Here is a 26,414-nt window from a genome sequence, read left to right on the forward strand (position 1 = left end):
GTCGGTCCCACCCCTTCCCATCCCGAACAGGACCGTGAAACGACTCCACGCCGATGATAGTGCGGATTGCCCGTGTGAAAGTAGGTAATCGTCAGGCTCCCCTTGCTCAAAACAAAAACCCCACCCCAAAAAGGTGGGGTTTTTGCGTTTTCAGGCACTCGCGCGGCGAACCGATGCTGGCGCGCTAAAATCTCCGTCGTATCCCGCATCGTCGTTGTCATCGAGTTCTCATGCTACGTTTAAGCGAAATCAAACTCCCGCTGGATCATCCCGATTCCGCTATCAGGCCAGCCGTCATCGCGCGTCTGGGCGAAGTTGGAATCGCGGTGGAAGAACTCGTCGACTTCCAGGTCTTCCGTCGCGCTCACGATGCCCGCAAACGCGCCGACATCAAGTTGACGTACATCATCGATGTCACTGTGAAGGACGAAGCGTCTGCGCTCGATCGCCTCAAGGCGCACCCGCATCCGCACTGCGGCGTGACACCCGACATGACGTACCACTTCGTGACGCGAGCGCCCGAGCGGTCCTCAATGCTGCGACCGGTGGTCATCGGCATGGGGCCTTGCGGGCTATTCGCCGGGCTGATTCTCGCGCAAATGGGTTTTCGGCCGATCATCCTCGAGCGCGGGAAAGCCGTGCGAGAAAGAACAAAAGACACATGGGGACTCTGGCGGCGAAACGAACTCCAGCCCGAGTCCAATGTGCAGTTCGGCGAAGGCGGTGCCGGTACGTTCTCGGACGGCAAACTGTATAGCCAGATCAAGGATCCGAAGCACTACGGCCGAAAAGTTCTCGACGAATTCGTCAAAGCAGGCGCGCCGGAAGATATCCTTTATCTGAGCCGCCCGCACATAGGCACGTTTCGACTCGTCAGCATGGTCGAGAAGATGCGTGCGACGATCCACCAACTCGGCGGCGAAGTGCGTTTCCAGCAGCGCGTCGAAGACATCGACATCGATAACGGCAAGGTGCGCGGCCTGCGCCTGTCGACCGGTGAAACGCTTCGCTGCGACCACGTCGTGCTGGCCGTCGGCCATAGCGCGCGCGATACCTTCGAGATGCTGCACAAACGCGGCGTTTTCATGGAAGCCAAGCCGTTTTCGCTAGGGTTTCGCATCGAGCATCCGCAGGGCGTCATTGACCGTAGTCGCTTCGGCAAGTTCGCGGGGCACGAGCGCCTGGGCGCAGCCGACTACAAAGTGGTGCATCACTGCAGCAACGGGCGCTCCGTCTACAGCTTTTGCATGTGCCCGGGCGGTACGGTCGTCGCGGCGACATCCGAGCCTGGGCGCGTCGTCACGAACGGCATGAGCCAGTACTCGCGCGCGGAGCGGAATGCGAACGCGGGCATCGTCGTCGGGATCACGCCGGACGATTATCCCGGCGGTCCGCTGGCGGGAATCGCGTTTCAGCGGAAGTGGGAGGAGCGCGCGTTCGAACTCGGCGGCGGCGATTATTGCGCGCCTGCGCAGCTCGTCGGCGACTTCATTGCTGGCCGTCCGTCGACGTCGCTCGGTTCGGTGGTTCCGTCATATAAGCCGGGTGTCAAGCCAACTGATTTGAGCACCGTTTTGCCCGATTACGTGATCGAGGCGATCCGCGAAGCCTTGCCGCAGATCGACAAGAAGCTTCCCGGCTTCGCCATGCACGATGCGGTGTTGACCGGCGTCGAGACGCGTACGTCTTCGCCGTTGCGCGTGCGTCGAAAGGATGACTATCAAAGCGTGAATGTTGAGGGCCTATACCCGGCAGGCGAGGGCGCGGGCTACGCGGGAGGCATCTACTCGGCGGCGATCGACGGCATCGAAGTCGCCGAGGCGGTAGCTCTGCAGATGATGGCGGAGCATTCTGCGACGGTCTGAGCCAGCGCGAAGGTGCCGGACCAACTACGCATCGTTGCTTAGCGAGCGCTGGTCATCGTGTCGTCGAACGCGCCGTTGGTCGACTGCATCAATTACGCCGAGCCTCATGGGAACGCCGGTCCGCCGTCACACTCGGCGAGGCCCGGAAAGACCCAGACGCATCCCTAAATACCTGTGCGCATGAACGATCAGGAAGCCTGCAACGAACGATGATTCGAGCGCAGTTGGCGCCCGATCTCCAAGCAAATGCTCGCGAATGGGTATGTGAACGGAAGCCCGCGACCGCGCAACCACTCGCGAAAGCTCTTCCGCGAATGGTGCGCCGTCCGATTGCACCACGTGCCAAAGACCTGAATCAAGTCACGACGCCCACCTGCCACGGCACGAACTCGCTCTGCCCGTATCCATGCTGCTCGCTCTTCGACGGCACGCCTGACGCGCAGTCCAGCATCATCTGGAAAATCTCGTCGCCGAGCTGGTCGATGGTCGCGGTGCCGTCGATCACGCCGCCGCAGTTGATATCCATGTCGTCTTCCTGCCGCTCCCACAGCGCCGTGTTGGTCGCGAGCTTGAGCGATGGCGACGGCGCGCAGCCGTAGGCCGAGCCGCGGCCGGTCGTGAAGCAGATCAGATTCGCGCCGGATGCCACCTGCCCGGTAGCGGACATCGGATCGTAGCCGGGCGAATCCATGAAAACGAAGCCCTTTGCGTCGATACGCTGCGCGTACTCGTACACTTCCACGAGATTGGTCGTGCCGCCCTTGGCGACCGCGCCGAGCGATTTCTCGAGAATCGTGGTCAGCCCGCCGACCTTGTTGCCCGCCGACGGGTTGTTGTCCATTGCCGCGCCGTTGCGCTCGCAGTAGCTCTCCCACCACTTGATGCGCGCAAGCAGCTTTTCGCCGACTTCGCGGCTTACCGCGCGCCGCGTCAGCAAATGCTCCGCGCCGTACACCTCGGGCGTTTCGGAAAGAATCGCCGTGCCGCCGTGCGCGACGAGCTTGTCGACTGCTGCGCCGAGCGCCGGATTCGCCGAAATGCCGGAATAGCCGTCCGAGCCGCCGCACTGCAAGCCGACGATCAGATGCGAAGCAGGCAACGGCTCGCGCTGCACGCGATTGGCGTCCGCGAGCATCTCTTTGACCATCGCGATGCCGCGTTCGATGGTTTTCCGCGTGCCGCCGCTATCCTGAATGGTGAAGCTGTGCAGCCGCTCGCCGTCCTTCAATCCGGCCGATTCCAGCACGCCGCCGATCTGGTTCGTCTCGCAGCCCAAGCCGACGAACAGCACCGAATGAAAGTTCGGATGCACAGCGTAGCCGGCGAGCGTCCGGCGCAAAATGCCGAGCCCTTCGCCTTGCATGTCGATGCCGCATCCCAGACCGTGCGTGAGCGCGATCACGCCATCGACGTTCGGATAATCCGCCAGCACTTCCGGATGCACGTCCCGCCGGAAATGGTCCGCGATGGCGCGCGCGACCGTCGCCGAGCAGTTCACGCTCGTCAGCACGCCGACGAAATTGCGCGTGGCGACGCGCCCGTCGTCTCGGCGAATGCCCATGAACGTGGCCGGCGACTCGACGAACGGCGTCGGATGCTTGTCGACGCCGAACTCGTGTTCGCGCGCGAAATCGGCCATCGAGAGATTGTGCGTGTGCACGTGCTGGCCGCGCGCAATCGCCTCTTTTGCCACGCCGATGATCTGGTTATAGCGTTTGACGGGCTCGCCCGCCGCGATCGCGCGGGTCGCGATCTTGTGGCCCGGCGGAATCAGCCCGGTGACGACGAGATCCTCCGACGCAATGCGCGCGCCGGAGAGCAACTGACGTGTCGCGATTACGACGTCGTCTTTCGGATGCAGCCGGATGACCGCATGGTCGTTGGATACGGTGGACATGATCTTTCTTAGATGGTGGAGGGTGCGCGCTTGTCGGCGACGGCGCGTTTGTCCGCTTCATCGAGCGGCTCGATCTTGCCGACGATCACAAGATAGCTGAACGCGCCAAGGAAGCAAAAGCCGCCCGCGACGCACAACGGAATAACGAAGGAGCCCTTGGTGATGGAAAGCATCACGCCGGTGAACGTCGTGATGACGATGCCCGCCAGGTTCGACGCGAAGTTCTGAATGCCGCCGATCGAGGCGACGTGGTCCGGCGTCGGCGCGACGTCGCTCGGAAGCGACCAGATGCTGGCCGCCGCGAACGCGAGGCTCGCGTAAGCAATGCCGAAGAACGCAAGCATCAGATAGATGTTCGACGTGAACGCCGACAACGTGATGACCGACGAAAGCAGCATGCCGCCGACCATGCAGGTCTTGCGCGCTGCGGTCAGGCTCCAGCCGCGCTTGAACAGCGAGTCGGAGACGAAGCCGCCGAGCCAGCCGCCCGGAATCGACATCAGCGCGGGAATCGTGCCGAGCGTGCCGAGCGATTTCAGCGAGAAGCCGTGCGCCTGAACGAGATAGCTCGGGAACCACGTGATGAAAAAGTAGATAACGAAGTTCAGGCAGAAGAAGCCGAGCATCATGCCCCACAGCGTGCGGTACTTGAACAGCGAGGCCCACGACACTTTGTTCTTCGGGGCAACCGGTTGCGGCGGCACATCCACTTCGCCGGTGAGGTCGCCCTTCGACTTGTTCCGGTAGATCGCGAACCAGCCCACAATCCACACGAAGCCGAGCAGGCCGGTGATCACGAACGACGCTTCCCAGCCGAACGAACTGATGATCAGCGCGACGACAGGAATCGACAGCGCCGAGCCGACGCGCGAGCCGCTATCGAAGATGCTGGTCGCGAAGGCGCGCTGTTCTTTCGTGAACCATTGCGACACGAGTTTCGCGCACGACGGATACGCGCCCGCTTCGCCGATGCCGAGCATCAGCCGGCAGCCGAACATGCCGGCGACGCTCGTGGTCACCGCGGTCAGCGCCGTGAACACCGACCACCAGCCGACCGCCAGCGGGAGCGCGATGCGCGCGCCGACGCGATCGACGAACCAGCCGAACGGCATTTGCATCAGCGCGTAGGTCCAGAAGAAGCCGCTCAGAATGAAGCCCATCTCCGCCGGCCCGATGCCGAGCGCTTTTTCGATCTGAGGGGCTGCGACCGCGAGATTCGCACGGTCGATGTAATTGATGGCGATGGCCAGAAAGGCCAGAAAAATCACTACCCAACGCATCTTGCGCATTTGTTGTCTCCTGCTGGAAGCGGCACTACGTTCGTGTCGGCCGGTCCGCCTTATGCCGCGCGGCGGGCCGTGTTTATGAAATTCATGGCGCTGTCCGCTTCTGCGGCGGACTGGCGTAGTTAATCAGTGTGTCGTCGTTCGCAAGGCCTCGCGCAGTCGTTTTTGCTCGACATCGAGCTTGAGCTCGCTAGCGAGCTCGATGACCGGCTGGAAGCGCCGGGCCTTCTTCTCCTCATGATTGCGCGCGATGTCCGCGAGCCGATGCACGAGAAACGGGTTCTCAAACCGGTCGCGCACGCTCGCGAGATATTCCGTCGCAACGTCGTGCTGGCCGAGCGCGGTGAACACCGGTAACACTTCGTCGCGCCAAACTGTCTCCAGCGGATCGCGGTACGCGGGGTCGCGCATGGCGTCGAGCACGGTCATGTCCGGCGCGCCGTCGCGCGTACGCCAGATTTCAGCCAGCATGGTGTGGCCAAGGTTGAGCAGCAGCAATTTGAGCCGTTCGTAGTGCGCAAGATCGTCGGTCACCACGATATCTTCGTGCTCGCACGGCAGCACCATGCGCGGTTGCCGCTCGATGGCCCACAGCGCGTAAGGCTCGGCGATCGCGCCGACCGGAACGATCGGCTCCGACACGATACGGTCCACCAGCGAGTTGACCCAGATGCAGTCGTTCGTCAGATAGCGGATGAAAGCGTCGTCCAGGCTCCACCCGCGCGCGACGCCGCACACGAGGTCGCGCAGCGTATCGCCATTGCGGGACACGAGTTCGCAGGGAAGCAGGGTGATCGGCTCGGCGCCCGCGCGGAAGCGCGCATGCAGCAGCACCGCGAGCTTCGCGGCGAAGCCGCGCGGCGTGCGGCCGCCGTCGAGCACCTCGGCGGTGTCTTCATCGAAAAGCGCGTAGCCGGCATCGGCGGTATTCGAGACGATTACCTTCACGTCGCGCTGAATGCGTTGCAGAAGCAGCGGCCAGTCTTCGTTCGCGTGCAGCGCCTCGTTGATCGAATCGCTCTCGATGGTGACGTCCACAGTCTCGTCGCCCCGACGTCCGCGAATGCGTACCGGATAGCGTCCCGTCGCGCGCAGCGCATCGGTGCGGGCGCGGCTGTCCGCGCTCGACGTCGTCTGCACGACCGTGATCTTGCCGAGCGCCTTCGACGGATCGCGCCGCGCCGCTTCGGCGACGAAGAAGTCCACGTGCGCTTGCAGGAAGCGGCTCGTGCCGAACTGAAGAATCGGATTGCTCATGATTGCGTCGCTCGCGTCGTGCGGTGCATTCGCCGTGCCCGCGACGGATGACGCATTGGGCTCGGTCGTGTCCGTCTGGAAACGGTTCCAGCGGAATCGAAAAAAAGGTGGCCACGTGGCCTTACCAGATCGCATACTAGTGGCTTGAATCGTGATTGGTCAAGCCACTTGTAAGCCGCGAATGTTCGCTGAACCGCCCGCCTACGGTGCTTCAGCACCTCGCCTGATTACAATCCACGTTTTCCCCGAGCTTTCAGGAGTCAACACGTGAGTGTGAAACCACCGGAGACGCGGCGTCTTTACTTGCAGATCGCCGACAAGCTGCGCGGGTTGATCGAACAGAAGGATTTCGCGCCGAACGGCCGGCTGCCTTCCGAGCGCGAACTGGCGCAGACGCTCGGCGTGTCGCGGCCGTCCGTGCGCGAGGCGCTGGTCGCGCTCGAACTCGAAGGACGCGTCGAAATCCGCATGGGGTCGGGCGTCTATATCTGCGCGACGCCGGCTGCGAAGCCGCCGCGCGCCGAAGCCGAGCTCGGCGAGAGTCCCATCGAGATCATGAATGCGCGCAGCGTGATCGAAGGCGCGATTGCCGCGAGCGTCGCGCCGTTCGCGCGGCCCAAGGCGCTGAAGGCGCTGCGTACGGTGTACGAAACGATGGCGCGCGAAGTGGAAAACGGCCTCATCCCAATGAGCGCGGATCGCGCGTTTCATGTCGCGATCGCGCAGATGTCGGGCAACGACGTGCTGGTGCGGACCGTCGGCGCGCTCTACGACGAGCGGCATAGCCCGCTGTCATCGACGCTTCGGGGGCATTTCGAGGGGGAAGAAACGTGGGCGGCCGCGCTGACGGAACACCGCGACATCCTTGAGGCGCTCGAGGCGCGCGACGCGGTCCAGGCTCAGGCCGCGATGCAGCGGCACATGCGCAATTCCGCGGCGCGGCTCATGACAAAACGCAAGGCGTGAAGCCGGCGCGTCCTCGAAGGGCGGGCCGGCTCGGGCGCGACGGCGCGTCAGCCCGGATAGGCTTCATCGACCTTCAAGCCTGCTAGCTTGAAGATCACGCGCAGCGTCTGCGGGGCGATGTCCCGGCGCGACGCGAGCGTCGTCAGCACGAAGTCCATCACCTTGGCGTACTTGAGCATGGTCAGGCACGTTTCGATATCAGTGGAGCCGTCGCGCATGGATTCTGCAAGGCGCAGCATCTCCACGGAAATCTCTCGTGCCATTTCCAGTTCGAGCTGCTGCTTTTCGCTCCACGCCGGCATCGCGGTCAGTGCCGCAAGCATCTCCTGAAACTGCTTCTCTGCTTTTTTGTCCGGGATCGCATCCATCGCCGTCCTCTCTTGATCATGGCGCCGGCGAGTCGCATTCGCCGCGCTGTGCGTTAGGTGTTACGTAACAGAGCCACACGCGGCGACAACGTGAGCGTTGCGAAACGCGGCTTTGCTACCCAGCTTGTTGCTCCTGCCTTGTTGCATCGTCGTGCGATCTTCCGGGTCGCATCGTGTGCTGTCTGTATCAATGGCCTCATTGTCAGACGATGCACGATCCGTTCCACGGGCCTCTTCGGGCCGCGTTTGCCCTCCAACCGTCAGGCGGAACAAGAGCGTCTTTGCGCTTTTGGGTAAACTTCCTCTTTTGAGACGGCAGAACCAGCGGTTAGCGCACATTCAGCGCGAACATGCTCCGCTTTTCACACTCCAGTCACTGATTACGATGGCCAAGAAGTCCACTGCCGCGTCGCCCGGCGCGTCCGATTCGCAAACGAAGCACGAAATCCGCCCAGGACAGTCCATCGAACTGCTGAAGGAACTGCACATCCTTACGCGCGACGGCAAGATGAATCAGGACAGCCGTCGCAAACTGAAGCAGGTCTATCACTTGTTTCAGTTCATCGAACCGCTTCTGGCCGATGTGCATCAGCGGCAAGGATCCGTGTCGCTTGTCGATCACGGAGCAGGGAAGTCTTACCTGGGCTTCATTCTCTACGATCTCTTCTTCAAGACTCTGCGCGATCGGTCACACATCTATGGCATAGAGACGCGCGAGGAGCTGGTAAAAAAGTCGGAAGAATTGGCACAACGGCTGGGCTTCGATCGCATGTCGTTTCTGAATCTGTCGGTGGCCGAATCGATTCACTCGCAGCAATTGCCGGACTCGGTCGATATCGTCACCGCATTGCATGCATGTAATACCGCAACGGACGACGCCATCCATTTCGCTCTACAGAAGAAGGCGAAGTACATCGTGGTCGTGCCGTGCTGCCAGGCGGAAGTCGCGTCGGTGCTGCGTAAGAACAAGGGACACGCGCTGTCGAAGAATGTGCTGACCGAAATGTGGCGGCATCCGCTGCACACGCGCGAATTCGGGAGCCAGATCACCAATGTGCTACGTTGCCTGCAACTCGAATCGCACGGCTATCAGGTCAGCGTGACCGAGCTCGTGGGCTGGGAACATTCGATGAAAAACGAACTGATCATTGCGCAGTTCAAGGACTTGCCGCGCGGCCGTCCGGCGCAGCGGCTTTCGGACGTGCTCGAAACGCTCGGGCTCGACGAGCTCCGCGAGCGTTTCTTTACGCAGTGATTACCGTTTGTTCATCCACGCCTTGAAGCCGTCGTGTCCGAGACGGCGCAGCGTTTCGATGTTGCGCTCATAAATGTCGGAGGCGTCCGGGAACGCGGCGACCGCGCGATCGATGCTCGCTTCGCGCAACAGATGGAAGATCGGAAACGGGGCGCGATTCGTATAGTTGTCGATATCGTCCGGCTCCGTGCCATCGAACTGATACTGCGGATGAAAACTCGCAATCTGTAACTCGCCCGCCAGCTTCAGTTCGCCAAGCAGACGTTCGGCAAAAAAGAGCGCGTCGTTGTAATCGGCGAAATCGGCGAAGGCGTCGGGCGTGATGAAAAGCGTCGTGTCGATGGCGTTCGGATCGCTCTCGTGCAACAGGCGCAATTCGTCTGTGAGTTCCACGACTACGTCTTCCACGGTTCGCGCTTCGCTCACCACATAACGAATCTGTCCCTTTACGTGCACGCTTTTGGCGAACGGACACAGATTGAGGCCGATGACCGCTCGCGTGAGCCAGTGCTCGGTGGCCGCGATGACATCTTCGCGGGTGCTTCGGTCCTTCATGAGCTTTCCTGATTTCCTTGCGGGTGATTGCTTTTCTCGCATGCTGCGTCGACTAACGCGCGCGCCACGCGCGACGCCGCGCGCAGCGGCCCCGAGCCGGGACCGTAAGTCTGACTGGTTGCGTACACGCCATCCAGAAGCAGCGCGAGCGATTCTGCCAGTTCCACCGGCTGTTCCGCGCCGGCTGCCTGACATTTTTCGATAAAGCGCGTCATCACATAGCGTTTGTTTCGCTCGACCAGTTGCCGCGCCGGATGCGCCGGGTCGCCGAACTCACAGGACACGTTGACGAACGGGCAGCCGCGATAGTCCGGCGCGGACGCGCGCTCGACCAGATCGTCAAACGCCTGCACGAGTTGTTTCGCCGGGTCACCCGGATGCTTGTCGAAGCTCGCTTCGAGCCGTTGCCGGAAGCGGTCGTCCATGCGCTCCAGATACGCGACGACGAGTTCATCCTTCGACGCAAACCGCCGATACAGACTCATTTTGTTGACGCCGGCTCGCTCCACGACGGCATCGACGCCGACCGCCCGAACGCCTTCGCGATAAAAAAGTGCCTGCGCCGCGTCGAGCAGTTGCTCCTGCGCCGTTGCGCCGTCGGTACGAACCTGACGGCGGGCAGGGGTTTTCGCCGGGGCGGCGGGTGATCGTGTCAAAGTCGGATCCTCGAAAACTGGATTGGTCTTGACATGTTACCGATCAGTAACTAAGCTCGCAACTCCATAGTGACTGATCAGTAACGAAGAACAATCAACCGAGCGGAGCGGCGATGAATTGGGTAGCGAAACGGCTTGACGGCCGCATGCACTACGGATGGGTGACGGTGGGCGTCGTGTTTCTGGTGCTGCTGGCCGCAGCCGGCACGCGCGCCACGCCGAGCGTGATGATGCTGCCGCTCGAAAAGCAACTCGGCTGGTCACGCGGCACCATTTCACTTGCGATTTCCATCAATCTGGCGCTGTACGGCTTGACCGGACCGTTCGCCGCCGCCGCGATGCAGCGTTTCGGCGTGCGTCCGACCTTGCTCGCCGCGCTGGCGACGCTCGCGGCGGGCGTCGGCGCGTCTTCGATGATGACCGCGCCGTGGCAAATGGTGCTGGTCTGGGGCGTGGTGGTCGGCGGCGCGACGGGCGTCGCTGCCCTGACGCTTTCGGCTACGGTCGTGAATCGCTGGTTCACGACGCATCGCGGCCTCGCGATGGGCATTCTCACCGCAAGTTCGGCCACCGGTCAGCTCGTGTTCCTGCCGTTCCTCGCGTCCATTTCCGAGCACCACGGCTGGCGGCCGGTCGTGTTCGTGGTCGCGGCGGCGGCGGCGGTCGTGCTGCCGCTCGTCGCGTGGCTCCTTCCCGAGCGTCCGGCCGATGTCGCGCTGCGACCCGTCGGAGAGGCCGCCGGCACGCCGCCCGCCGCCGCTGCGGCACATAAGAATCCGATCAAGGTGGCGTTCGGCGCGCTGTCGTCGGCGAGCAGGACGCGCGATTTCTGGCTGCTCTTCTTCAGCTTCTTCGTTTGCGGCGCGAGCACGAACGGCTATGTCGGCACGCATCTGATCGCCATGTGCGCGGATTACGGCATGACGCAGGTGCAGGGCGCGACGCTGCTCGCCGCGATGGGCATTTTTGATCTCTTCGGCACCACGCTTTCCGGCTGGCTTTCCGACCGCTTCAACGCGCGCGTGCTGCTCTTCTGGTACTACGGGCTGCGCGGGCTGTCGCTGATGTATCTGCCGTATGCGTTCGGCATCGATTTCTTCGGTTTGCCGGTCTTTGCGGTGTTTTACGGCCTCGACTGGATCGCCACCGTTCCGCCGACCGTGCGTCTCGCCACCGACGTGTACGGCAAGGAATCCGCGCCGATCGTGTTCGGCTGGATCGTCGCGGGGCATCAGCTGGGCGCGGCGTTCGCGGCGCTGGGCGGCGGCATGTTGCGGTCGAGCCTCGGCAGTTACACCGTCGCGACGATGATCTCCGGCGGACTTTGCCTCGTCGCGGCGGTGGCGGTGCTGCGCATCAACCGCGCGCGGCGTGCTGCCGGCGTGGCCGCGACTTGACGCGAGAGCGGTGTCTGCGTGCTGCGGCGTCCTTGTTTATGCTTGCTCTTTCTCACATGACAAGGAGTCACGCCATGAGTGCAAAGCCCGCTCCGACCGACATCGACATTCACGATCTGCTGGCCGGCCGCTGGAGCCCGCGCGCGTATTCGAACGAGCCGGTCGACCGCGCACAGTTGCATCGGTTGCTGGAAGCGGCCCGCTGGGCGCCGTCGTCGAGTAATTTGCAGCCGTGGCGATTTCTCGTGTTCGACCGTCATCGCGACGAAGCGGCGTTTCAGCGGGCGTTCGACACGCTCGTGCCGTTCAACCAGAAGTGGAACGCGAACGTGCCGTTGCTGATCTGCGTGGCGGCGTTCACGCAGACGCCGAAGGGCGAGCCGAATCAGGCAGCCGCCTACGACACCGGCGCGGCCGCGATGGCGCTCGTGCTTCAGGCGCACGCGCTGGACCTCGCGGCGCATCAGATGGGCGGCTTCGACCGCGACGCTTTCCGCGCTGCGTTCTCGGTGCCGGACGATGTGCAGCTGATCGCGATGATTTCGGTCGGGCATCACGGCGACGCGAGTCAACTGGACGAAACCTTGCGCGAGAGGGAAACCGCGCCGCGCACGCGTCGGCCGTTGGGGGAGACGGCGTTCGAGGGCGCGTGGGGGAAGGCGTTTGGTTGAGCGAGGGTGTCGGCGTCGGTGATCGTCGGGCGTCGCCGGGACGCCGGTTCGATTGGCGAAATCGTATAGCGAAGGCGAAACCGCCGCGCGCGCCCGCCGACTCTGCGGCGCGTGTGGCAAGGCGTTTGGCCGAAAATACGGAGTCGGTGAGCGTCGGGCATTACGGCGACGCGAGTCTCCTGGGCGAAAAGCTGCGCGAGACAGCTTCCGCCAGCCCACGAAACAAGCGTCCGGCTGCGCTCAGACTCAATGATCATCCGCGGCCGACAGCGGCCGAGCCACGTCCTCGAGCGACTTCCGCTCCGCCGCGACGCCCCAGATGCCCGCGACCACCGCCGCCGCGACCATCAGCGCCGAGCCGATCAGATAGCCGATAAAGACCGCGCCGCGCTCGTGCGTGTCGATCAAATGCCCGAAAAGCGCCGGTCCGATGATTCCGCCGAGCGCCGTCCCGAACGCGTAAAACACGGCGATCGCCAGCGCGCGGATTTCGAGCGGGAACGTCTCGCTCACCGTCAGATACGCCGAACTCGCCGCCGCCGACGCGAAGAAGAAAATGACCATCCACGCGATGGTCTGCGTCGTCACCGTGAGCATGCCTTGCGTGAACATCCACCCGCTGATCGTCAGCAGCACGCCTGACGTCGCGTACGTGAACGCGATCATCCGGCGGCGGCCGAGCACGTCGAACAGCTTGCCGAGCAGCACGGGTCCCAGAAAATTGCCGGCAGCGAACGGCAGCACGTACCAGCCGATGTGATCGCCCGGTACGTGATAGAAGTCGGTCAGCACCAGCGCGTAGGTGAAAAAGATCGCGTTGTAGAAAAACGCCTGCGCGGTCATCAGCATCAGCCCGACGAGCGAGCGCCGCCGATGCACCTTGAAAAGCGTATCGGCGACTTCGCGCAGCGGCGTGTGTTCGCGGGCGTGCAGCCGCAGCGGCTTGACGGGCGTGTCGGGTACGGTCACGCCGTGCTCGCGGAAATGCGCTTCGATGTCCTCGACCACCTGCCGCGCTTCGTCTTCGCGGTTGTGCGTGATGAGCCAGCGCGGGCTCTCCGGCACCCACATCCGCATGAAGAGAATCGTGAGGCCGAGCGCCGCGCCAATCAGAAAGCAGCCGCGCCAGCCCCAATCGGGCGGCAGCACGCCCGGATCGAGCAGCACCAGCGACCCCGCCGCGCCGATGCCCGCGCCGACCCAGAACGTGCCGTTGATCGCGAGGTCGGTCCAGCCGCGCAGCCGGGCGGGCGTGAACTCCTGAATCGTCGAATTGATGGCCGTGTATTCCCCGCCGATGCCCGCGCCCGTCAGGAAGCGAAAGAGCACGAACGAGGCGAGATTCCACGAAAACGCGGTCGCGGCGGTGGCGGCCACGTAGAGAAACAGCGTGATGAAGAACAGCTTGCGCCGTCCGAGTCGGTCCGTGAGCCAGCCGAATCCGAGCGCGCCGACCACCGCGCCCGCGATATACGCGCTGCCGCCGAAGCCGACATCCGCGTTCGAGAAGCGCAACACCGGACTGGTTTTCAGCGCGCTCGCGACCGCGCCGGCGAGCGTGACTTCGAGCCCATCCAGCAGCCAGGTGATGCCGAGCGCAAAGACGATGAGCGTATGAAAGCGGCCCCACGGCAGACGGTCGAGCCGGCCGGGCAAATCGGTTTCGATAATGCCGGATGGCTCACCCGAGCGGGCTGTCAAACGGGTGTCTTCGGGTGCGGTGGTTTCGTTCATGACGTCCGGCCGTCGGCGGTTGAGCGACGCAGAGGCCCGAGCAAGCTGCATTCCGCTTTTCTCGGGCTAACCCAACAGGCTAAATTTAGCCTGCGAGAGATTGATGATTCACGCGTCGCCGTGGTACAAACCCCGTCCACGTTTTTTGATACGCGGCGTTGCCTCGTAACGCCGCCGCGAATCCCATGACCTATTGCGCGATCGATTTCGGCACGTCGAACTCTGCCGTCGCTCTGCCCGATGGCCTGCGCATGCGGCTCGCGCCCGTCGAGGGCGACGCGACCACGCTGCCGACCGCCGTCTTCTTCAACACCGACGAAAACGAGCAGTCGTACGGCCGGGCGGCGCTGGAGGCGTACATCGACGGCTTCGACGGCCGTCTGATGCGCTCGATGAAGAGCATTCTCGGCTCGCCGCTCGCGGATAACGTCACCGATCTTGGCGACGGCTCCGCGATCAAATACACCGACGTCATCACGTTGTTCCTCCAGCACCTCAAGCAGAAGGCGCAGGCCGTGGCGCCCGAACCGCTGACCCGCGCCGTGCTGGGCCGGCCGGTGTTTTTCGTCGACGACGACCCGCGCGCCGACCGCATGGCGCAGCAGCAACTCGAAGCGTGTGCGCACGCGGTCGGTTTCCGCGAGATTCACTTCCAGTTCGAACCGATCGCCGCGGCCTTCGACTATGAGGCGCGTCTCACGCAAGAAGGACTCGTGCTCGTCGCGGACATCGGCGGCGGCACGTCGGACTTTTCGCTGGTGCGCGTGGGGCCGGAGCGGGCGCGTCAACTGGATCGCAAAAGCGATGTGCTCGCGCATCATGGCGTCCATGTGGCCGGCACGGATTTCGACCGTCGCGTCGAACTGGCAACGATTCTCCGGCAGCTCGGCTATCAGGCGCTCGATCCGCAGGGCCGCGAAGTGCCGAACCGCGTCTATTTCGACCTCGCGACGTGGCATCTCATCAACACCGTCTACACGCCGAAGCGCGTCGGCGAATTGCAGCTGATGCGTCATCTGTACGTCGATCCGCGTCATCACGACCGGCTGATGCGCGTGGTCGATCGCCGGCTCGGGCACGCGCTCACCGCGCACGCCGAAGAAGCGAAGATCGACGTGTCGGCGGGCGGCGCGACCGAGATCGACATGGAGGAAATCGAGGAGGCGCTGCGCGTGCCGTTCGACGAGCAGCAGCTGATCGAGGCGGGAAAAGACGAAACGCGGCGCATCGTGGAAGCGGCGCTGGAGACGGTGAAGCGCGCGGGCGTCGCCGCGGCGGATGTCGGCGCGATCTATTTCACCGGCGGCACGACCGGCCTGCGCTTTCTCTCGGACGCGCTCGCGGCGGCGTTCCCGGCCGCGCAGCCCGTGTTCGGCGATCGGCTGGCGAGCGTGGCGACCGGTCTGGGCATTTACGCGCAGCGCGTGTTCGGCTGACGCTCAACCGTTACATTTCGCCTGATGTTTCGCACGGCCCAAAGCAAAAACCCCGCGAGTGCGGGGTTTTTTTCGATCGAGCGGGTCTTAGACCGGCTTGATGTTTGCAGCTTGCTTGCCCTTCGGGCCGGTCTTGACTTCGTAGCTGACCTTCTGGTTTTCCTGAAGCGTCTTGAAGCCTTCGATGCGGATTTCCGAGAAGTGCGCGAACAGATCTTCGCCGCCGCCATCCGGGGTGATGAAGCCAAAGCCCTTTGCGTCATTGAACCACTTGACGGTACCGGTTTCCATATTACTTATTCCAAAAAATTTGATGATTAAGGCCGAAGCCAGGGGTGCATGAAAATCAAGGAAGGGGCAATGGGACCAACCGGAGTACCGTGATGGCGAACTACGAAAGAACCACTTCACTCGCCACTTGAAATCCTGCAAGAAGGTTTATACGGCGAAACCATTTCGCGGTCAAATAATATCCGACCAGTCTGAAGGGATTTTTTGAGACACGATCCGGGCGGTTCCGCACGCCCGTTTCTCCACTGCCAGCAGCCCGCCACGCCGCGCAGAAATGCTGAATTCTGAGCCACCCGGCTGCAATCGAAAGGTGCAACCGTTAAACTACGCGCCTCGTCAAGAGGGGTTGCACCAGCGTCGCCGTGTCGCCGGCACTCATACCGGCACCCCGGCGAATGCGGCCGCTTAGCCGTGTTCGACCTCGCGTGCGACGCGAGACATTGGAGAAGATCGTGAAGAGTTCGATACAAAGAAATATCGGGCCGTTGGCGTTGATGCTGACCGGCCTGGGATCCATCATCGGTTCGGGCTGGCTGTTCGGGGCGTGGAAAGCGTCGCAGATCGCTGGGCCGGCCGCCATCTGCGCGTGGGTGATCGGCGCGGTCGTCATTCTGGCCATTGCGCTGACGTATGCCGAACTGGGCGCCATGTTCCCGGAATCGGGCGGCATGGTGCGTTACGCGCGTTACTCGCACGGCGCGCTCGTCGGCTTCATCGCGGCGTGGGCCAACTGGATCGCCATCGTTTCGGTGATTCCCATCGAGGCCGAAGCGTCCATTCAGTACATGAGCACGTGGCCGTATGACTGGGCGCATGCGCTCTTCGTCAACGAGACGCTCACCACGAGCGGCCTCGCGCTGTCCGCGCTGCTCGTCATCATCTACTTCATGCTGAATTACTGGGGCGTGAAGGTGTTCGCGCGGGCGAACACGGCCATCACCATCTTCAAGTTCCTGATTCCGGGCGCGACCATCGCGGGCCTCATCTTCACGGGCTTTCACTCAGAGAACTTCGGCACCACGTCGAGCTTCGCGCCCTACGGCTGGCCTGCGGTGCTGACGGCGGTCGCGACGAGCGGCATCGTGTTCAGCTTCAACGGTTTCCAGAGCCCGGTGAATCTGGCCGGCGAAGCGCGCAATCCCGCGCGCAGCGTGCCTTTCGCCGTGGTCGGCTCCATTCTGATCGCGCTCGTGATCTACGTGCTGCTTCAGATTGCGTACATCGGCGCGGTGAATCCGAGCGACGTGTTGCAGGGCTGGAAGCACTTCCACTTCGCGTCGCCGTTCGCGGAACTGGCGATTGCGCTCAACCTTAACTGGCTCGCCGTGCTGCTCTACATCGACGCGTTCGTGAGCCCGAGCGGCACCGGCACCACCTACATGGCGACGACCACGCGCATGATCTACGCGATGGAGCGCAACAACACGATGCCGAAGATGTTCGGCAACGTGCATCCGTTCTACGGCGTGCCGCGTCCGGCCATGTGGTTCAACCTGATCGTCGCGTTCATCTTCATGTTCTTCTTCCGCGGCTGGGGCACGCTCGCGGCGGTCATCTCGGTGGCGACGGTCATTTCGTATCTCACCGGCCCGATCAGCCTGATGGCGCTGCGCCGCTCCGCGCCGGATCTCGAACGCCCGCTCAAGCTGCCGATGATGGGCGTGATCGCGCCGTTCGCATTCGTGTGCGCGTCGCTCGTGCTTTACTGGGCGAAGTGGCCGCTGACGGGCCACATCATTCTGCTGATGGTGGTTGCCTTGCCCGTTTATTTCTACTTTCAGGGCAAGACGGGCTTCGCTGGCTGGGGCCGCGATCTGAAGGCGGCGTGGTGGTTGATCGGCTATTTGCCGTCGATGGCCGTGATGTCGCTCATCGGCAGCAAGCAGTTCGGCGGCAGCGGCCTGTTGCCGTATGGCTGGGATATGGCCGTGGTCGCCGTCATGTCGCTGCTGTATTACTACTGGGGCGTGCACACCGGTTATCGCTCGGACTACCTCGACGAGCGCGAAAGCCGCGACGACATCCTGCACGAAATCGGCGCCTAAAGCGTCGCCCGCCGCATTGAAACGAAGCCCGCCTGAACAGGCGGGCTTCGTCGTTTCTGGGCCGGATCAAGCGTCCGCGAAAACGTAGTTGGTCATCGCGAGCGCGCGCTGGAACGTGCCGAGCGACTGAATGCGCAAGTCGTAATCGTCAGCCGCCGCGCCGAGCGCGCCGAAGACGGGCAGCAGATGCTCGTCGGTCGGATGCATCAGCGCGGCGTGCGGCGCGCGTGCGCGATAGTCGAGCAGCGCGTCGATGTCCCGCTCGGCGAGCCGCGACTCGAACCAGTCGGTGAACTCGACCACGCGCGGATCGGCGTCTTCCGGCCGCGCGCCGAAGTCGGCCATGCGCAGATTGTGCGTGATCTGCCCGGAACCGACGATCATCACGCCGTCATCGCGCAGATCACGCAGCGCCCGGCCCACGCGAAAGTGATGCGCGGCGTCGAGGCGCGGCTGAATGGACAGTTGCGCGACCGGCACGTCGGCGTCGGGAAACATCAGCAGTAGCGGCACCCACGCGCCGTGGTCGAGTCCATGAATCGCCGTTGCGCTCCGCACGCCGTGAGCGTCGAGCAACGCGGCGGCGCGCTCGGCGACATCCGGCGCGCCGGGCGCCGGATAGCGCAGCTCGTACAGCGCGGGCGGAAAGCCGTAGAAGTCGTGGATGGTGTCGGGCCGCGCGGCGACGCTCGCCACGGGCTGCGCCGTGCCCCAATGCGCGGACAGTACGAGAATCGCGCGAGGCTTCGGCAGCGTCGCGGCGAGCGCGGCGAATTCGGCGGAAGGCATCGCCGGGTCGATCGGCAACGTCGGCGCGCCGTGGGAGATAAAGACAGTCGGGAGTCGGCTCATGGCAGCAGCCTCGGAAGATGTGATGCCACGAATGTATAGCCGACCGGAGCGAAGATAAACGGCGGCGGAAGCAACGGATTATGTCCGCGCCGTTGGCAATCAGTCGCTGTCGCCGCCCATGCCCGACCACGCGGCTGCGATCGGCTGCGCCATGCCGAACAGGTCGATGACGCGCGCCACGGTGTGATCGACCATTTCGTCGATGCTCGCGGGCTTGTGATAGAACGCCGGCAGCGGCGGAAAGATGATGCCGCCCATCTCGGTCACGGCCGTCATATTGCGCAGATGCGCGAGATTGAACGGCGTTTCGCGCACAAGCAGCACGAGCCGGCGGCGCTCTTTGAGCACGACATCGGCGGCGCGGGTGACGAGGTTGTCGGAGAGACCGTGCGCGATGCTCGCGAGCGTGCGCATGGAACACGGCGCGACGATCATGCCGTCCGTCGCGAACGAACCGGAAGCGATGCTCGCGCCGACATCGCGCACGTTATGCACGACGTCCGCGAGCGCGTTGACGGCGGCTTTATCGAGATCGAGTTCCTGCTGGACGTTGAGCCAGCCCGCGCTCGACACGAGCAGATGCGTCTCGACGCCGCCCAGCCGGCGCAGCGTCTCGAGCAGACGCACGCCGTAGATGGCGCCCGTTGCTCCGGTAATCGCGACGATCAGCCGTCGCTTGGCGGCAGCAGGCGCACTCACTTGCGATACGGCTTTAGGCGGCGGCGAAAAGCTGCTGCAATTCGCCCGACTGATACATCTCCATCATGATGTCCGAGCCGCCAATGAACTCGCCCTTCACGTAAAGCTGCGGAATGGTCGGCCAGTTGGAGAATTCCTTGATGCCCTGGCGGATGGCGTCGTCTTCGAGGACGTTCACCGTCATGATCTGGTCGACGCCGCACGCCTTCAGCACCTGAATGGCGCGGCCCGAAAAGCCGCACATCGGGAATTGCGCGGTGCCCTTCATGAAAAGGACCACCGGATGTTGGTCGACGATCTGCTTGATGCGTTCTTGCGTTTCCATGGCGTTCCTGCGCGTGAATGTCGGATGTTTCGGAAGAAGCTGATAAGTCTTGAAATGATAGCGGATTTCGCCTGGCCGGGCTTTCACTCAGGCCGGCGCGAGGCCGCCGCTGATTCGTTCGATGCCCGCGAGATCGCGCAGCGAACGCACGGCGGTGAAGCCGCGTTCGGACAATAACTGGCGCACGGCGTCGGCCTGATCGTAGCCGTGCTCGATCCACAGCGCGCCGGTGCGCGCGAGCAGCAAGGGCGCGGTCTCGACGATGACGCGGATCGCCGAAAGTCCGTCGGCCTCGTCGGTGAGCGCGCCGCGCGGCTCGAAGCGCAAGTCGCCTTGCGCGAGATGCGGGTCGTCGCACGCGATATACGGCGGATTACTGACGATGGCGTCGAAGCGCAGCGATGCATCGACGTTCGCGGTCCAGTCGCTTTCGATGAACGTGATCGCGCCGCCCGCACGTGCCGGATCGAGCAGCCGATCGGCATTGCGCCGGGCGACATCGAGCGCGGCGGGCGAGCGGTCTACGGCAAAGACGCGCGCATCGGGCCGCGCGTGGGCGATCGCGATGGCGATTGCGCCGGTTCCGGTGCCGAGATCGAGCACGCGGGCGCTCGGCGTCCCGGCGATGGCGTCGAGCGCCGTTTCGACGAGCAATTCGGTTTCCGGCCGCGGGATCAGCACGTCGGGCGTCACGTCGAAGTCGAGACCGAAAAATTCGCGCTTGCCGGTCAACTGCGCGATGGGTTCGCCCGTGTTGCGCCGCGCCGCGAGCGCCTCGAACCGCGCGACGGCCGTGGCATCGAGCGTTTCCGTATCGCGCGTAATCAACTCCGTGCGCCGCCAGCCGAGCACATGCGTCAGCAGCACGCGCGTTTCCAGCGCCGGCAGCGTCGAGGCGCGCAGCAGGTCCGCCGCGGTCGTCACTCCGCTTCCCCGAGTGCCGCGAGCAGTTCCGCCTGATGCTCGGACACGAGCGCGCCGATCAGTTCGTCCAGATCGCCGTCCATGATGTATTCGAGCTTGTAGAGCGTCAGGTTGATGCGGTGATCCGTCATGCGCCCTTGCGGGAAGTTGTACGTGCGAATGCGCTCCGAGCGGTCGCCCGAACCGATCAGGCTCTTGCGCGTCGCGGCTTCCTTCGCGTGCTGCTCGTGATACTGCTTGTCCTTGATGCGCGCGGCGAGCACCTTCAGCGCGCGATCCTTGTTCTTGTGCTGCGAGCGGTCGTCCTGACATTCGACGACGATGCCCGTCGGCAAGTGCGTGACGCGCACGGCCGAATCCGTCTTGTTGATGTGCTGCCCGCCCGCGCCCGACGCGCGGAAGGTGTCGATACGCAAATCCGCCGGATTGATGACGACTTCGCTGATTTCGTCGGCTTCGGGCATGACCGCGACCGTGCAGGCCGACGTGTGGATGCGCCCCTGCGTTTCGGTCGCCGGGACGCGCTGCACGCGATGCCCGCCCGATTCGAACTTGAGCCGCGAATACGCGCCTTGTCCGGCAATCCGCACGATCACTTCCTTGTAGCCGCCGAGATCGGAGACGCTTTCCGACATCGTCTCGGCCGTCCAGCGATTGCGCTCCGCGTAGCGCAGATACATGCGCAGCAGATCGCCCGCGAAGAGCGCGGACTCGTCGCCGCCCGTGCCTGCGCGGATTTCGATGAAGATATTGCGTTCGTCGTTCGGGTCCTTCGGCAGCAGCATCGTCTGCAGATCGCTTTCGATTTTCGCCATGCGCTCGCGCGCCTCGCCGATTTCCTCTTCGGCGAAATCGCGCATCGAAGGGTCGGCGAGCAGTTCCTGCGCGGTGGCTTCGTCGGTGAGCGCCTGACGCCAGAGCGCGTATTGCTCGACGATCGGGCTGATTTCCGCGTGCTCGCGCGTGAGCTTGCGGTACTGGTCCATGTCGGACGTCACGTCTTCACGACTCAGCAGTTCGTTGAGATCGACCTGCCGTTTTGCAAGCTGGTCGAGCTTGCTTTGCATGCTGGTTTTCATCGGGCGGGAATGACGCGCTCGGGCGTCAGGAAAAACTGCAATCGGAGAAGCCGCCGCGCATCAGACGCGGAGCATTTGAGAATAGCAAAGAGACGGCCGCTAACGGTCCGACGAATCGCTGCCGGCGCCGCCGTGGCGGTAGAAGCCGCTCATCAGGTCGATGAGCTGGTCGCGCTCTTCGCGGCTCGCGCGGTTGAGCGCATGCGTGGGGCCGTGAATGAGCTTGTTCGTGAGGGCTTGCGACAGCGCTTCGAGCACGGCGGCCGGATCGTCGCCGCGCGCGAGCATCTTGCGGGCGCGTTCGACTTCGGCGCGGCGCAGCGCGTCGGCCTGCGTGTGCATGTGGCGGATGACCGGCACGATGCTGCGCGCATCCAGCCACTGCATGAAATTCGCGACGCGCGTTTCGATGATCGCCTCGGCCTGCGCGACCGCCGCTTGCCGCGACGCATTGCCTTCGCGGACGATGGCGCCGAGGTCATCCACCGTATAGAGGAAAACGTCGTGCAGATTGCCGACTTCCGGCTCGATATCGCGCGGCACGGCGAGATCGACCATGAAGATCGGCCGATGCCGACGCGCGCGCACCGCGCGCTCGACCGCGCCGAGACCGATGATAGGCAGCGTCGACGCCGTGCACGACACGATGATGTCGAACTCGTGCATGCGCGTGGGCAATTCGGACAGCGGAATCGCGCGGCCGTTAAAACGCTCCGCGAGCTTTTCGCCGCGTTCGGCGGTGCGGTTGGCGACGACCAGTTCGCGCGGATTCTGCGCGGCGAAGTGCGTCGCGCAAAGCTCGATCATCTCGCCCGCGCCGATGAACAGCACGCGCTGGCTCGAAATGTCCTCGAAGATGCGCTCGGCGAGACGCACGGCGGCGGCGGCCATCGACACGGACTGCGCGCCGATTTCGGTCGTCGAGCGCACTTCCTTCGCGACCGCGAACGTCCGCTGAAAAAGCTGATTCAGATACGTGCCGAGCGCGCCCGCTTCCGACGCCGTGCGCACGGCGTCCTTCATCTGACCGACGATCTGCGTTTCGCCGAGCACCATCGAATCCAGCCCCGACGCGACGCGAAAGGCGTGGCGCACTGCTTCCGACTGCGGCAGCGCGTAGACGTGCGGCGCGAGTTCCGAGACCGGCAGATTGTGGTACTTCGACAGCCACTGGATGGCGGCGTCGCGCGCGGCGGTGTCGTCCGTCGCGCAGTAGAGTTCGGTGCGGTTGCAGGTGGACAGAATGGCCGCTTCGGGCGACGCCTTCGCGAGCGGGCCGAGCCAGACGTCCTTCAGCGCGGAAAGGGCGGGCTTGAGCTGTTCGAGCGGAAACGCCACGCGTTCGCGCAAGGCGACAGGCGCAGTGTGGTGGTTGATTCCGATCGTGAGGAGCTGCATGTAGTTATGCGTTGGCCCTAAGCCGTTGGCCTTTCAGATAGCCCAATATTATAGCGTTTTACGAATTCGTTCATTTATAGGCGGCATTCGGGGACGGACCGCGGACGGCAGCGCGGGGCTTGGGGAAATGTCGGCGTTATCCGCCGCGACAATCGACCGCAGTGGACCCTTAATCGAAGTATTTGGCGAGTTCGGCGGCGCGCGCTTCCAGTTCGGGAAGCGGCATGGCGTGCGTTTGCGCGGCGGCTTCGCGGTTTCGCTGCGCGGCGGCGATCGCGTCCTGCCGCGACGTGGCGTCGTGATGCAGATGGAACAACGCGGCCCGCGATTCGGGAATGGAATGCCAGCGCACGCCGAGGCGGGTCGCGCGCGTGAGCAAGTCGTCGTCTTCGCCGCCCCAGCCGGTGAAGCGCGGATCGTAACCGCCCACGCGCATGTATTCGGATCGCTTCATCAGCACGATGGCGCCCGGCGTATTTTCGTAGAGCACTTCCATTCCGTCGGGTAAGTCGGATTCCAGATATTCTTCCAGTGCCGCGTAATTCCCGGAGCGGATGAAGTCACTCCGAAAATCGCCGGTGATATTAATGACGCGAAGAAACGGGCATAACGCATCGCTCGCTGTTCCGTCTGTCAAAGAAGCAATGCTGAGCGGCATGTATTCCGGATTGGCGATCATATCCGCGTCGTGGAAACAGATGATATTTCCGGTGCATAAGCGCGCGCCGAGATTACACAGTTTTGCTTTCGGAAAAGGCCCGTCGTCGTGAATGAATATATGACGGATTTTCTCGTCGCCGAAACCCGACCAGTGGAAGGTCGGCGTGGCGTCCGCTTCTAGCAGATAGAGCACGTAATCGCAGTAAGCGAGGTCAAGATGGCGCAGCACGCCACGCAGGTTTTCACGCCGCTCCTGCGTCGCGCCGCGGTAGGTCATGATTATTTCGAGACCACCAAGGGAGATCCGCTCGTTTTCACTCATGATGTTTTATAGCGTTAAGAACCCAGATCGGCCTTGCAATTAGCACGGCCGGATTGGATGAAAGAAATGCGGGGCGTATTGATCAATGCAAAGTTGTTGAGTTGATCGGCCCTCCTGAATGTATTTCGGAGTTTAGCACTCGCGCGTCGTTTCATTTTTAGGCATATTCGTAGAAACAAATCGCGAAATTGAATGGATAGGTCGCCGTCCAAGGGCGCTTGCCTTCGCCAACCCGGCCCCCTAAACTCGTTCGCTTACGTCCGGCGCCGCGCGCCGTTTTACATCTTCAGAGCAGTGGAGCAGCGTCCCGATGAGCTGGATCGGCTTGGTTTTTCTCGGCGCGGTTATCGGCGCGGCCGGCTGGTGGCTGCATCCGCTGCGGCGTGCGGGGCGCGTCGGTCAGGGCGCGGCGGGGCGCGTGTGGGCCGCAATCGTCGCGGGCATCATTGCCACCGTGGTTGCGCGCATGTTCGGCAATGTCATCGATATTTATCACGATGGCGAGACGCTCGAATGGTTCGCGTGCACGCTCTTCGCGCTCATCGCCGTGACGGCGACCGTCGGACTGGCCGCGCGCCGCTAAAGTTTTCGCATCTTAATTCGCCACTTTCGGCAGGTGATTCATGAACGACCGCATCGCACATTCCGCTGTTCCCGATCCTTCGACATTCGCCGCGCGTGTTGAAACGCTTCGCAGCGGAATGGCAGTGGAGCGCATCGACGCCGTTCTCATTCCGTCCGCCGATCCTCACCTTTCCGAATATCTGCCCGAGCGCTGGCAGGGCCGCCAATGGCTGTCGGGCTTTACCGGCTCGGTCGGCACGCTCGTCCTGACGAAAGACTTCGCGGGCGTCTGGGTCGATAGCCGCTATTGGACGCAGGCCGAAGCCCAACTGGCCGGCACCGGCATCTTGCTCATGAAGATGATGGGCGGGCAGCAGACCGCGCCGCATGTCGAATGGCTCGCGGAGAACGTGCCGTCCGGCGGGGTCGTCGCGGTAGATGGCGCGGTGCTCGGCGTGGCGGCGGCGCGCACGCTGGCCGATGCGCTGACGGCGCGCGGCATCACGCTTCGGACAGACGTGGACGTGCTCGAATCCGTCTGGCCCGAGCGTCCCGGCCTGCCGGATGCGCCGGTGTACGAACACGCCGCGCCGCACGCGAGCGTCGGCCGCGCCGAAAAGCTGGCGCATATCCGCGAGGCCATGCGCGGCAAGGGCGCGCAGTGGCATTTCATTTCGACGCTCGACGATCTCGCGTGGCTCTTCAATCTGCGCGGCGCGGATGTCAGCTACAACCCGGTGTTCGTCGCGCATGCGCTGGTCGGCCTGGACGACGCCACGCTTTTCGTCGCCGAAGGCAAGGTGCCCGACGCGCTCAAGGCGGCGCTCGCCCGCGACAACGTGCGCGTCGCGCCGTACGTGGACGCCATGCAGGCGCTCGCCTCGTTGCCGGCCGGCTCGACGCTGCTCATCGATCCGCGCCGCATCACGCACGGCTTGCTGCAGAAGGTGCCGTCGGCGGTGAAGATCGTGGAAGCGGCGAATCCGTCGACGTTCGCGAAATCGCGCAAGACCGCGGCGGAGGCCGAGCATATTCGCGCGACGATGGAGCAGGACGGCGCGGCGCTCGCCGAATTCTTCGCGTGGTTCGAAGACGCGCTGGGGCGCGAGCGCATCACGGAACTGACCATCGACGAGAAGCTGACGGCGGCGCGCGCACGGCGGCCGGGCTTCGTCACGCTGAGCTTCGGCACGATCGCGGGTTTCAACGCGAACGGCGCGATGCCGCACTACCGCGCGACGGAGGCGTCGCATTCAGTGATCGAAGGCAACGGACTGCTGCTGATCGATTCCGGCGGTCAGTATGTAAGCGGCACGACGGACATCACGCGGGTCGTGCCCGTGGGCGAGATCACCGCCGAGCACAAGCGCGACTTCACCACGGTGCTTAAAGGCACGATTGCGCTCTCGCGCGCGCGCTTTCCGCGCGGCATTCGCTCGCCGATGCTGGATTCCATCGCCCGCGCGCCGATCTGGGAAGCGGGCGCGGACTACGGCCACGGCACCGGCCACGGCGTCGGCTACTTCCTGAACGTGCATGAGGGTCCGCAAGTCATCTCGCACTACGCGCCCGCCGAGCCGTGGACGGCCATGGAAGAGGGCATGATCACGTCGATCGAGCCGGGCATCTATCGGCCGGGCAAGTGGGGCATCCGCATCGAAAACCTCGTGCTGAACCAGAGCGCCGGCAAGACCGAATTCGGCGATTTCCTTTCGTTCGAAACGCTGACGCTTTGCCCGATCGACACGCGCTGCATCGACTTGTCGCTCATGCGCGAAGACGAACGCGCGTGGCTCAACGCGTATCACGAGACGGTGCGGCGGCGCGTGTCGCCGCATGTCGAGGGCGCGGCGAAGGCGTGGCTGGAGAAGCGGACGCAGGCGGTTTGAGACCAGAACAGGAGCAGCGTGCA

General features: G+C 63.6%; 25 protein-coding genes. 9 read left to right on the forward strand and 16 right to left on the reverse strand.

Annotated features, from left to right (window positions below):
* A partial coding sequence (locus HWX53_RS27495) for a hypothetical protein (protein WP_208454825.1) occupies window positions 1-221 on the reverse strand: 221 nt, incomplete at its 3' end.
* Between the two features lie 9 nt (window positions 222-230).
* Between HWX53_RS27495 and HWX53_RS26920 the strand changes: the two genes are divergently transcribed.
* Window positions 231-1,865, forward strand: coding sequence for an NAD(P)/FAD-dependent oxidoreductase (locus HWX53_RS26920; RefSeq protein ID WP_175946569.1), 1,635 nt, complete (start codon window positions 231-233; stop codon window positions 1,863-1,865).
* Window positions 1,866-2,220: 355 nt separating this feature from the next.
* On the opposite strand, the gene HWX53_RS26925 is transcribed toward HWX53_RS26920, so the two are convergent.
* The 3 genes from HWX53_RS26925 to HWX53_RS26935 all read right to left on the reverse strand — a co-directional run bounded on the left by HWX53_RS26925 (window position 2,221) and on the right by HWX53_RS26935 (window position 6,305).
* A complete protein-coding gene (locus HWX53_RS26925) occupies window positions 2,221-3,762 on the reverse strand; it encodes an altronate dehydratase family protein (protein WP_175946571.1) in 1,542 nt (513 codons plus the stop codon).
* Window positions 3,763-3,770: 8 nt separating this feature from the next.
* Entirely contained in the window at window positions 3,771-5,051 is a 1,281-nt protein-coding gene (locus HWX53_RS26930) for an MFS transporter (protein ID WP_175946573.1), read from the reverse strand.
* A 123-nt stretch (window positions 5,052-5,174) separates the two neighbouring features.
* Complete coding sequence (locus tag HWX53_RS26935; RefSeq protein ID WP_175946575.1) at window positions 5,175-6,305, reverse strand: mannitol dehydrogenase family protein; 1,131 nt, start codon at window positions 6,303-6,305, stop codon at window positions 5,175-5,177.
* 267 nt (window positions 6,306-6,572) lie between these two features.
* On the opposite strand from HWX53_RS26935, the gene HWX53_RS26940 reads away from it, so the two are divergent.
* Window positions 6,573-7,271: a FadR/GntR family transcriptional regulator gene (locus HWX53_RS26940; RefSeq protein WP_175946576.1), complete on the forward strand. Its 699-nt coding sequence runs from the start codon at window positions 6,573-6,575 to the stop codon at window positions 7,269-7,271.
* Window positions 7,272-7,318: 47 nt separating this feature from the next.
* Here HWX53_RS26940 and HWX53_RS26945 read toward each other — a convergent pair whose 3' ends face one another.
* Window positions 7,319-7,639 (reverse strand): hypothetical protein, encoded by a 321-nt coding sequence (locus HWX53_RS26945; protein WP_061125643.1) that lies wholly within the window; start codon window positions 7,637-7,639, stop codon window positions 7,319-7,321.
* A 385-nt stretch (window positions 7,640-8,024) separates the two neighbouring features.
* Between HWX53_RS26945 and HWX53_RS26950 the strand changes: the two genes are divergently transcribed.
* A complete protein-coding gene (locus tag HWX53_RS26950) occupies window positions 8,025-8,894 on the forward strand; it encodes an SAM-dependent methyltransferase (RefSeq protein ID WP_175946578.1) in 870 nt (289 codons plus the stop codon).
* Here HWX53_RS26950 and HWX53_RS26955 read toward each other — a convergent pair whose 3' ends face one another.
* A complete protein-coding gene (locus HWX53_RS26955) occupies window positions 8,895-9,449 on the reverse strand; it encodes a DUF1415 domain-containing protein (protein ID WP_175946580.1) in 555 nt (184 codons plus the stop codon).
* Window positions 9,446-10,105, reverse strand: a complete 660-nt coding sequence (locus tag HWX53_RS26960) for a TetR/AcrR family transcriptional regulator (RefSeq protein ID WP_175946582.1) — start codon at window positions 10,103-10,105, stop codon at window positions 9,446-9,448. Before HWX53_RS26960 ends, HWX53_RS26955 begins: the two co-directional genes overlap by 4 nt.
* A 113-nt stretch (window positions 10,106-10,218) precedes the next feature.
* On the opposite strand from HWX53_RS26960, the gene HWX53_RS26965 reads away from it, so the two are divergent.
* Window positions 10,219-11,502: an MFS transporter gene (locus HWX53_RS26965; RefSeq protein ID WP_175946584.1), complete on the forward strand. Its 1,284-nt coding sequence runs from the start codon at window positions 10,219-10,221 to the stop codon at window positions 11,500-11,502.
* 74 nt (window positions 11,503-11,576) lie between these two features.
* Entirely contained in the window at window positions 11,577-12,173 is a 597-nt protein-coding gene (locus HWX53_RS26970; RefSeq protein WP_175946586.1) for a nitroreductase family protein, read from the forward strand.
* A 246-nt stretch (window positions 12,174-12,419) separates the two neighbouring features.
* Here the strand turns inward: HWX53_RS26970 and HWX53_RS26975 are convergent, their stop codons facing one another.
* Window positions 12,420-13,907, reverse strand: a complete 1,488-nt coding sequence (locus tag HWX53_RS26975; RefSeq protein ID WP_175946588.1) for an MFS transporter — start codon at window positions 13,905-13,907, stop codon at window positions 12,420-12,422.
* A gap of 185 nt (window positions 13,908-14,092) precedes the next feature.
* Between HWX53_RS26975 and HWX53_RS26980 the strand changes: the two genes are divergently transcribed.
* On the forward strand, window positions 14,093-15,343 hold the full coding sequence (locus HWX53_RS26980; RefSeq protein ID WP_175946590.1) for an Hsp70 family protein: 1,251 nt from the start codon (window positions 14,093-14,095) through the stop codon (window positions 15,341-15,343).
* Between the two features lie 87 nt (window positions 15,344-15,430).
* On the opposite strand, the gene HWX53_RS26985 is transcribed toward HWX53_RS26980, so the two are convergent.
* The gene (locus HWX53_RS26985) at window positions 15,431-15,634 is read right to left on the reverse strand and encodes a cold-shock protein (RefSeq protein ID WP_007000074.1); all 204 of its coding nucleotides are present in this window, start codon (window positions 15,632-15,634) and stop codon (window positions 15,431-15,433) included.
* A gap of 452 nt (window positions 15,635-16,086) precedes the next feature.
* On the opposite strand from HWX53_RS26985, the gene HWX53_RS26990 reads away from it, so the two are divergent.
* On the forward strand, window positions 16,087-17,679 hold the full coding sequence (locus tag HWX53_RS26990; protein ID WP_175946592.1) for an APC family permease: 1,593 nt from the start codon (window positions 16,087-16,089) through the stop codon (window positions 17,677-17,679).
* 66 nt (window positions 17,680-17,745) lie between these two features.
* Here the strand turns inward: HWX53_RS26990 and HWX53_RS26995 are convergent, their stop codons facing one another.
* The 7 genes from HWX53_RS26995 to HWX53_RS27025 form a co-directional block, all read right to left on the reverse strand.
* Window positions 17,746-18,531 (reverse strand): class III extradiol ring-cleavage dioxygenase, encoded by a 786-nt coding sequence (locus HWX53_RS26995; protein ID WP_175946594.1) that lies wholly within the window; start codon window positions 18,529-18,531, stop codon window positions 17,746-17,748.
* Window positions 18,532-18,630: 99 nt separating this feature from the next.
* Window positions 18,631-19,230 (reverse strand): UbiX family flavin prenyltransferase, encoded by a 600-nt coding sequence (locus HWX53_RS27000; RefSeq protein ID WP_175946596.1) that lies wholly within the window; start codon window positions 19,228-19,230, stop codon window positions 18,631-18,633.
* 13 nt (window positions 19,231-19,243) lie between these two features.
* The gene (grxD, locus tag HWX53_RS27005; RefSeq protein WP_175946598.1) at window positions 19,244-19,555 is read right to left on the reverse strand and encodes a Grx4 family monothiol glutaredoxin; all 312 of its coding nucleotides are present in this window, start codon (window positions 19,553-19,555) and stop codon (window positions 19,244-19,246) included.
* A gap of 87 nt (window positions 19,556-19,642) precedes the next feature.
* Window positions 19,643-20,479 (reverse strand): peptide chain release factor N(5)-glutamine methyltransferase, encoded by an 837-nt coding sequence (gene prmC, locus HWX53_RS27010; protein WP_175946600.1) that lies wholly within the window; start codon window positions 20,477-20,479, stop codon window positions 19,643-19,645.
* The gene (gene prfA / locus HWX53_RS27015; RefSeq protein ID WP_175946602.1) at window positions 20,476-21,558 is read right to left on the reverse strand and encodes a peptide chain release factor 1; all 1,083 of its coding nucleotides are present in this window, start codon (window positions 21,556-21,558) and stop codon (window positions 20,476-20,478) included. Before prfA ends, prmC begins: the two co-directional genes overlap by 4 nt.
* A 99-nt stretch (window positions 21,559-21,657) precedes the next feature.
* A complete protein-coding gene (hemA, locus tag HWX53_RS27020; protein ID WP_175946604.1) occupies window positions 21,658-22,956 on the reverse strand; it encodes a glutamyl-tRNA reductase in 1,299 nt (432 codons plus the stop codon).
* A gap of 169 nt (window positions 22,957-23,125) precedes the next feature.
* Window positions 23,126-23,893, reverse strand: coding sequence for a galactosyltransferase-related protein (locus tag HWX53_RS27025; protein WP_244140301.1), 768 nt, complete (start codon window positions 23,891-23,893; stop codon window positions 23,126-23,128).
* A gap of 355 nt (window positions 23,894-24,248) precedes the next feature.
* Here HWX53_RS27025 and HWX53_RS27030 point away from each other — a divergent pair, with 355 nt between their 5' ends.
* Both HWX53_RS27030 and HWX53_RS27035 read left to right on the forward strand, forming a co-directional pair.
* A complete protein-coding gene (locus HWX53_RS27030; protein ID WP_175946608.1) occupies window positions 24,249-24,521 on the forward strand; it encodes a hypothetical protein in 273 nt (90 codons plus the stop codon).
* A gap of 40 nt (window positions 24,522-24,561) precedes the next feature.
* The gene (locus HWX53_RS27035) at window positions 24,562-26,391 is read left to right on the forward strand and encodes an aminopeptidase P family protein (protein ID WP_175946611.1); all 1,830 of its coding nucleotides are present in this window, start codon (window positions 24,562-24,564) and stop codon (window positions 26,389-26,391) included.
* Window positions 26,392-26,414: the final 23 nt, after the last annotated feature.

Source organism: Caballeronia sp. BCC1704 (assembly GCF_902833455.1).
Lineage (GTDB): Bacteria > Pseudomonadota > Gammaproteobacteria > Burkholderiales > Burkholderiaceae > Caballeronia.